9 protein-coding genes are annotated in these 7776 nt (G+C 61.3%); 3 read left to right on the top strand and 6 right to left on the bottom strand.

The genetic code is table 11. The features are described 5' to 3' along the window. Window positions 1-270 precede the first annotated feature (270 nt). Window positions 271-549, bottom strand: a complete 279-nt coding sequence (locus ABIB66_RS43590) for a DUF7957 family protein (RefSeq protein WP_502917412.1) — start codon at window positions 547-549, stop codon at window positions 271-273. A gap of 385 nt (window positions 550-934) precedes the next feature. Here ABIB66_RS43590 and plsY point away from each other — a divergent pair, with 385 nt between their 5' ends. Beyond that, entirely contained in the window at window positions 935-1618 is a 684-nt protein-coding gene (gene plsY, locus ABIB66_RS21845; protein WP_354210717.1) for a glycerol-3-phosphate 1-O-acyltransferase PlsY, read from the top strand. 39 nt (window positions 1619-1657) lie between these two features. Here the strand turns inward: plsY and ABIB66_RS21840 are convergent, their stop codons facing one another. From ABIB66_RS21840 to ABIB66_RS21830, 3 genes are all read right to left on the bottom strand, one after another. Then, window positions 1658-2881: an acyltransferase family protein gene (locus ABIB66_RS21840; RefSeq protein ID WP_354210718.1), complete on the bottom strand. Its 1224-nt coding sequence runs from the start codon at window positions 2879-2881 to the stop codon at window positions 1658-1660. Between the two features lie 130 nt (window positions 2882-3011). Further along, complete coding sequence (locus tag ABIB66_RS21835; RefSeq protein ID WP_354058858.1) at window positions 3012-3680, bottom strand: helix-turn-helix domain-containing protein; 669 nt, start codon at window positions 3678-3680, stop codon at window positions 3012-3014. Window positions 3681-4585: 905 nt separating this feature from the next. Continuing rightward, window positions 4586-4816 carry a hypothetical protein gene (locus ABIB66_RS21830; RefSeq protein WP_354210719.1) on the bottom strand — a complete coding sequence of 77 codons (231 nt, stop codon included), beginning with the start codon at window positions 4814-4816 and terminating at the stop codon, window positions 4586-4588. 176 nt (window positions 4817-4992) lie between these two features. Here ABIB66_RS21830 and ABIB66_RS21825 point away from each other — a divergent pair, with 176 nt between their 5' ends. Together ABIB66_RS21825 and ABIB66_RS21820 are read left to right on the top strand one after the other, a co-directional pair. After that, window positions 4993-5232, top strand: a complete 240-nt coding sequence (locus ABIB66_RS21825; RefSeq protein WP_275167922.1) for a DUF378 domain-containing protein — start codon at window positions 4993-4995, stop codon at window positions 5230-5232. Window positions 5233-5242: 10 nt separating this feature from the next. Next, complete coding sequence (locus tag ABIB66_RS21820) at window positions 5243-5887, top strand: hypothetical protein (protein ID WP_275167921.1); 645 nt, start codon at window positions 5243-5245, stop codon at window positions 5885-5887. Between the two features lie 95 nt (window positions 5888-5982). Here the strand turns inward: ABIB66_RS21820 and rpmG are convergent, their stop codons facing one another. Next, on the bottom strand, window positions 5983-6150 hold the full coding sequence (rpmG, locus tag ABIB66_RS21815) for a 50S ribosomal protein L33 (RefSeq protein WP_007603295.1): 168 nt from the start codon (window positions 6148-6150) through the stop codon (window positions 5983-5985). A 124-nt stretch (window positions 6151-6274) separates the two neighbouring features. Then, entirely contained in the window at window positions 6275-7600 is a 1326-nt protein-coding gene (locus ABIB66_RS21810) for an LLM class flavin-dependent oxidoreductase (RefSeq protein WP_354210720.1), read from the bottom strand. Window positions 7601-7776 lie beyond the last annotated feature (176 nt).

The following is a 7776-nucleotide window of genomic DNA, read 5'->3' as shown; positions in this document are numbered from 1 at the left end:
GGAGCTCTCCAACGGCTATTGGGATCTTCTCGACCGACTACCGGCCTATCGGGCCTTGCTCCCGCGCAGCGGGCTGGAGCGCAGCGACTTTGTGCTATGGCCCATCTGCGACCTCGAAGGCCTTCAGGTCTGCGGCCGATGTTGGCGGTAAACCGGACATCTGGCGGGCGGCCGCTTAATGGGTACACGCCCTAGGCAGGGCGGAAGCGCACGCCTTCGTCTCCATCGCGGCGGATCATTCAGCGGGCATCCGATCAAGGGAGCTGCCCGTTACTTACTGAAGTGTGTTCGCACTGTCTCACCCGTCAGGGGATCGAGCCAAACGGTGTAACAGCTCCAGCTATTGGCTCGGATCACATCACCTTCAAGTTCTATATCCACGAAGCAATCGCCTGCGTCCTTGGTTGGAAGCGTCGCCTTCCACCTCATTCGCTCGTCCGGTTCAATACAGACCAAATTTTCGTCTTGCTCAGAGCCTGGGTTCCACGCGTAGACGATGACTCGGCCCACATCATTGGGAAGACAAACGGATTTATGGATTCTTCTCATGTCGGCGAGGCCATCCCGGCTAGATGCTGTTTCGTATCACGACACGCTTCGTGAAACCATTCGACCTCGGTGATGTCTCCTGCGCGTTTGGCAGACGCGACAGCTTGAGGAGCCGCCTAGCCCAGCTCTCGTGTGCCCCGGACGCAGCGCAGCGCTTCTTCAGCGGTGCGCTGCAGAGCCGGGGCCCACGTCTCTGCAGCGTGCTGTGTCGCTCTCTGGGTCCCGGCTCTGCGCAGCAGCGTTTCACGCAGCAGCGCGTCCGGGACGGGAGAGGGAACGTGCGGGGTACAGTCGCAGTCCCGGGCCGTGATCGGCCACTTGTGACCCATAGCGGTCAGACGAAGTCGGGGATAAAACAGCGTTCAGGAAACTGGACCTAAAACCCATGGCTTTTTGGACAGCGGGCGCGGTTGGGTTGTTGATGGCCTATCTCCTCGGCTCGGTCCCCACGGGCTATCTGGCGGGGAAACTGCTCAGGGGTATCGACATCCGAAGGCATGGCTCCAAGTCCACCGGGGCAACGAATGTCTTGCGCACTCTCGGCAAAGGGCCTGCCTTGTTCGTGCTCGTCGGCGATGTGCTGAAGGGCGTGGGGGCCATCATCGTCGCGCGCTCGTTCTGTCCTTGGCTCTATGCAGAATTAGCCACGCCGCCGACAGCGTCTGATCTGCAGCTGTGGGTGCCGTGGGCTGTTTGTCTGGCTGGAATTGCCGTGCTGTTGGGACATAGCCGATCGATCTGGCTGAACTTCACGGGCGGCAAGTCGGCTGCCGCCGGACTCGGTGTGTTGCTGGCGATGTCCTGGCCCGTTGGATTGGGGGCTGCAGCCGCCTTTGGCTTCGTGCTGGCTATCACCCGGATCGTTTCCTTGAGCTCGATGCTCGCGGCGTTGACGGCAATCGTTCTTGTCTGCGCGGTCGAGCACCCATTCCCGTACCGGTTGCTGGTGATCGGAGGCGGCCTCTACGTGATCATCCGCCATCGTGCGAACATACAAAGGCTGTTGGCCGGGACGGAGCCCCGTTTGGTTCGAAATGGCCAAGGTGCGAAAGCGGAGGCGCAAGTTTAGCACGGGACTTGTTTGGGGTCGGCTCTGCGCAGCAGCGTTTCACGCTGCAGCGCGTCCGGGACGGGAGAGGGAACGTGCGGGGTACAGTCGCAGTCCCCGCGCCAGTGCCGGGCGGCGCGATGCCGGCTGCCTTTCCGGCAGCTTTCCGAAATACGAAAGAGTTTGCATCAGCGCGCCTCTGACGGCGGGCTCGATCTTCGCGCAAATAGCCCAGCAGACCAGAACAAGCAGGCCCAGCGCGATCCAGACGGCCGAGGTGGCATCCAGCCCGGCATCGACCAGAGCCCGAATGATCGCGGTGCCAATGACGTTGTGCGTGAGATAGAGCGGATAGGTGATCAGTCCGAGCGTTCTCAGATAGGCTGGCGTCTTGGGGGACGCGATGCCCGCCGAGCGCCGGTGCCGGTTCGCGGCGAGGGCAATGAGGAGCACCGCAGCCGCCCACACCATGATCGGCACTAGGGCTGATTGATCCGCGATGGCGGGGATGGACGTCAAGAAAAACGAGGCAAAGAAGCAGATTTCCGCCGCGCCCGAAAGGCACGTGATGGCAATTGCGATCTGTTCGAGCACCGTCAATTGTCTGTTCGCGGAGATGAACAGCCAGATCCCCAGCGCAAAGAAGCAGCCATGCGTCAGCAGGAACGCCGCGCACGGCACCCGGAACATGAGAATGACCAGATAAGGCAAGTCGGACGGCGTCGTGCAAGACAGCACGAGCAGCGCGACGGCATTGAAGATTGCGCTGTAGATGGTGAGCCCCCAGGCCAGGTGCCGCAGGGTGATCCTCTTCGTGAGCATCGCGCAGAACACGAGACCATAAAATGCCGTCTCGGCGGCCAGCGTCCAGTAGACCTCGTCAAGCCATTGGCCTGTGACGCCCTTCGGGACCATCAGCATGGCGTGGATATAGGGCAGAATGAATTCGGATGCGGGTCCGCTTCCGAAGAGGAGCAGAACGAGGAAGGTCGCGGTGGCGCAAACCCAGACCGCCGGATAAATCCTGAGCGCGCGGCCAAGGAGAAACTCGCCCGGCGAAGATGTGCTCGCGGAATTCGCGATGACGAAACCGGAAATGACAAAGAAGATTTCAACGCCGACCCAGCCGAACCATGTGTAGGGCGCGGCGGACGGGTAGAGAACATCGGCGGCGACGGTGCGCTCGAAACCCGGGACGCCGATCGAGGTCCAAGCCCAGGACCAGAACATCTGGTGAAACATGGCGACGCCGAGGGCGGCGGCGAAGCGCAGCGGATCCAGCAACGGCAAATGGCTCTTCACGGGAATGGACCAGGTTCATGCAACGATCCCGCTGGAGATATTGAAACCGGTCACGGCGCTCTGCGAGGTGGGTCACACTTGGTCTGTCCCGGGCCAAATGCATCAATTCCGCTCATTGATCGAACTCGGTCAATTTTGCTCGATCCCGCAATATGATTTGTCGCTGGGACTGCCCGATGAAGCTGAGAATGTCACGATCCCTGAGTTGTGACAGAGCACGTGACACCGTCTCCAGCGTCAGCCCCAAATAGTCGGCGATATCGCGACGGTTCATGGGGAGGCTCATAATTCCGGCCGCAGTCAAGCGGACGTCCATCTCGATCAAGAAAGCCGCGACCTTCTCGATTGCCGTTTTCCTCCCGAGTAACAGCATGTGAGTTTCGGCATGTTGAAGGCTGCCGGTGACGAGCCTGAGCACGTTGTTGGTCACGGTCGCACTGCCACGCTCGTGCTCGGCGACATTCTGGCGGTCGGTCAGGCGGACAATCGTTTCCACAATCGCCTCGGCGGTAAATCGGTGAACTGCACCGTTCTCGACGCCGAAGATGTCACCCGGCAGATGAAAGGCCATAATCTGCCGCCGACCGTCGGCCAACAATTTATAGCTTCGAACCGCCCCGCTCTTGACCTGGTAAAGATATTGGATCGGCTCCGCCTCTCCGAAGATCTCGGTGCCGCGTCGATATTTGAATTCGCTGCAAAACACAGCGTGCCCGGCGAGCGCATTCAATTCGCTCGAGCTTGGCCGTTGAGGCACAATTTGTTGCTTTCTTACGAGCATCGTTCCTCCCCCGCTTGCGCGGAACCCAACTGAGGCTATGGGAAAAATCGGCAAGCAAGATTGAGGGAGATCAAATTCGATGCAATGAGCGCAGCGGTACTGCAGCAAGGCAAAATGAAAAGCCGCCAGCTTTTGGGCAGGCTGGCGGCTCGTTGTTCGCTACGCCAGCGGTATGAACTAACGCGTGCGTCCTGACCGCTTGAGATCGGCGACCTTAAACCTGTTGCCGGCGGCCAGGCTGCTGCACAACCAGTGGGCCTTGTTGCGGCCTTCGCCCAAGAACGTCTTTGTTTCGACGCAACCCAGGTAAGATGTGTGGGTGATGGTGTCTCGGCAGGTTGGTGAGAAGGGTCCGTAGTCTAGTTGGCCGCCCGACTCGCTACATCCGATCCAAGGCTCCTTGCCTTTCGGAAAGCTCGATGCACAGCCACCGTTGCAGCTGCTGGCGACTTTCTCCAGGCTGGCAATTCTCCCCATCACAGAACCCGGCGCGTAAGAAGGCGTGCGCGCGGCTGACGTTTGAGCTGTTGGCGCAGTCCGACGCGGCGCAATTGTGTTTGCACCCCGCACCAGCACGTGCGGCCTTGCCACCTGTTTCGGCGCGTCGACCGTGACAGGGGGAATCGTGGCGGCGGAGCCGGTTGGGATTTGCGACGCTGCCGGCGCGCACAGCAAGATTGTTGACAAGGCAGCGACGGCTGAAGGCACGACAAGGCTTGATGAGAATCTCATGACCATGTCCTTCCAAAGCCGGGACGGACATTCTGCCCGGCAAGTGCACGGTAACATACATTTTGCGCCGAGCAACCGGGGGTTGAGAGGATATTCCTGTCGACACGCGAGAGCCGGCATCGTGGCCAACAGATCGGCGAGGTTTTTGGGCTTGCCAATCTGAGGTCAGCTGGTCAGTCGCGCACCTTGGCGATATTCCGAGGCTGCTGACGCGCAACCTTGCCGGGCTTCTGTCCGGTCTTGTTTGCAAGATCAGGCACGTCCAGCAATTCGGTGTCGAGCTGGCGCTGGCTGTAGGACGCGTCGAAGATCACGAGCACAGTGGCGGCAATGACGAGACCGAATCCGCCGAACGCTGTTGCCGTTCCGAACAACGCGAGCACTGCATTGTGGGGAATGATCACATCCAGCCCACCCGCGATCATCGTCAGCAGGAACAAAATGGCCGAGGCAAGACCGCTGAAGCAGGTCCTTTGATCCAGGTTCTTGCTTGATCCAAGTTAATGCGCGTTGGTGTTCTCAGGAACGGTGGCTGGCCGGGTGCTTTGACTGCGCGTGTTTTTTAGCTCGGAGGTCAATAATGCGCGCAGTCAACATCATCTCTTTGCTTCTGGTTATCGTCGGCGGTGTGAACTGGGGCCTGGTCGGACTTTTCGACTTTGATCTCGTGAGTGCCATCTTCGGCAACGGCGCGGCAGAGACCGCGACATCGTCGGCAGCATCCCGCGTGATCTATGTGGTCGTGGCGCTCTCGGCGATCTGGCAGATTGGAGCGCTCGCACGTACAGCGTCGGCGGACCGACAAGTCAGTTATCGGTGAACGCGGGCCGGTGGACCAGTTCGCAATTCTGGAAGGCAGCGCCCGGACAGGGCCGATCTACTTCCTGCCGTGGCGAACGGGGTTTGGGCTGGCGCAGAAGGTCGGATTAATTCCGAACTCCGCGTTCGCCGCCTGTTACCGCCTGCCAGACGATGTGGTCTGCCCAAATCCCCTGATCTGTGCGGCTCGCATCGGCGACATGGTCGACATTGCGGTTCGGCGTGCACGTTTGCATGACCTGCCGCGGGCCGTCGTGGGCTACAGCATGGGGACAGTTCCGGCGACGCTTGTCGCTGCAGCGCTCGGCGTACCGCTCTGGAGCTTCGCGTCGGCTGACAGGGGGGACCTCATGATATGGTCGAGCCCGGCTGCGCGTACGGTCCAGCGCGATGCGGTGCGCATGGGATTTTCGCGGAATGATTTCTCTATCGCGCTCAGGAATCTCAACCCGATCGATTCGATCCACAGTGTCCACCGGGATAGCCGGATTGTCGTTGGACGTTTTGACCGTCTCGTTCCGCGAGCCCGCAGCCAGGCGTTAGCGGAGAGGGCGCGTCGATACCTGCCTACGAAGAACGTCGTCGAACTGCCGCTTGGTCACCTCGGCGTGCTCGGGCTGAGCCCGTGGTTGCAGCGACGATGGATGGCCGGGTAACGGCCGCAGCGCGTCCGGCACCCGAGAGGCTGGGCGCAAAATGAAACGGGGCCCGAAAGGGCCCCGCGAAAGTCTTCTACGTTCCGCGATCTTGCTTACTTGATCTTGGCTTCGCGGAATTCGACGTGCTTGCGCGCGACGGGGTCGTACTTCTTCTTGACCAGCTTGTCGGTCATGGTGCGCGAATTCTTCTTGGCGACGTAGTAGAAGCCGGTGTCGGCCGAGGACACGAGCTTGACCTTGATGGTGACCGCTTTGGCCATGTTCAGAACCTCAGGAATGAAGGGAATCTGGAGCCGGCCAAATGGCCCGCGTTGGCCGGCAACCTAGCCAGAAACGGCTTGATGTCAAGATTTTAGGGGTCGGAAACCGCTCAAATCGGCCCGATTACGCCTCGAAGAACCGGTTTTTAGGCCGGGGCAGGCCCAGATTCTCTCTCAAAGTGGGCCCTTCGTACTCTTTCCGGAAAATCCCGCGGCGCTGCAGCTCCGGGACCACCTTGTCGACGAAATCGTCGAGGCCGGCGGGCAGGAACGGGAACATGATGTTGAAGCCGTCGGAGCCGCGCCCGACCAGCCATTCCTCCATCTGGTCGGCGATGGTTTTGGCCGTGCCGACGAAGGACAGCCCGCCATAGCCGCCGACGCGCTGGGCGAGCTGGCGCACGGTGAGCTTGTCGCGGGCGGCGAGGTCGACCATGCGCTGCCGGCCGCTCTTGCTGGCATTGGTCTCGGGGATTTCGGGAAGCGGTCCATCCGGATCGAAGCCGGAGGCATCGGTGCCGAGAACGACCGAAAGCGAGGCGATGGCGCTGTCGTAGTGCACGCGGCTGTCGAGCAGCGCGCGCTTCTCCCTGGCCTCGTTGACGCTGTCGCCGACCACGACGAAGGCGCCGGGCAGGATCTTGAGGTGCTCAGGGTCGCGGCCGATCTTCGCCATGCGGCCCTTGACGTCGGCATAAAGCTTTTGGCTGTCGGCAAGGCTGCCGCCGCCGGTGAAGACGGCTTCCGCGGTCTCGGCGGCGAGCTGCCGGCCGTCCTCGGAGGCGCCAGCCTGCACAATCACCGGCCAGCCCTGGACCGGCCGGGCGATGTTGAGGGGACCGCGCACTTTCAAATATTTGCCTTGGTGGTCGAGCACATGCATCTTGGCGGGATCGACGAACACGCCGCTTTCGACGTCGCGCACGAAGGCGTCGTCGGCGAAGGAATCCCACAGGCCGGTGACGACGTCGTAGAACTCGCGGGCGCGCTTGTAGCGCTCGGCGTGCTCCATGTGGTCGTCGAGACCGAAATTCAGCGCCGCATCCGGGTTCGATGTGGTGACGATGTTCCAGCCCGCACGGCCGCCGCTGAGATGGTCGAGCGAGGCGAAGCGCCGCGCGACGTGATAGGGCTCGTCGAATGTGGTCGAGCCCGTCGCGATCAGGCCGATCCGCTCGGTGACGGCGGAGAGCGCCGACAACAGCGTGAAAGGTTCGAACGAGGTGACCGTGTGGCTGCGCTTGAGCGCATTGACCGGCATGTTCAAGACGGCGAGGTGATCGGCCATGAAGAAGGCGTCGAACTTGCCGGCCTCGAGCTTCTGGATCAGCGTCTTGATGTGGCCGAAGTTGAAATTGGCGTCCGGCCAGGCCCCGGGATAGCGCCAGGCGCCGGTGTGGATGCTGATCGGGCGCATGAACGCGCCAAGCTTGAGTTGCCGTTGTGCCATCGCCCGGTGTCCGTTCTTGGTGTCGTTCCGGAAGACATAGGCATGCCCTGGAACTCCGCCATCGGGGGAGGCGGGAAGATTATTTTGTTTTTGAGTGGCCGCTCAGCACATTCCCGTCATTCCGGGGCGCCGCGTAGCGGCGAACCCGGAATCATCGAGCAGCAAGGACGGTGATG

The sequence above is a fragment of the Bradyrhizobium sp. F1.13.3 genome (assembly GCF_040548265.1).
GTDB lineage: Bacteria > Pseudomonadota > Alphaproteobacteria > Rhizobiales > Xanthobacteraceae > Bradyrhizobium.
The sequence above is the reverse complement of the archived record's forward strand: the minus strand, read 5'-3'. Positions and strand labels throughout refer to the sequence as shown.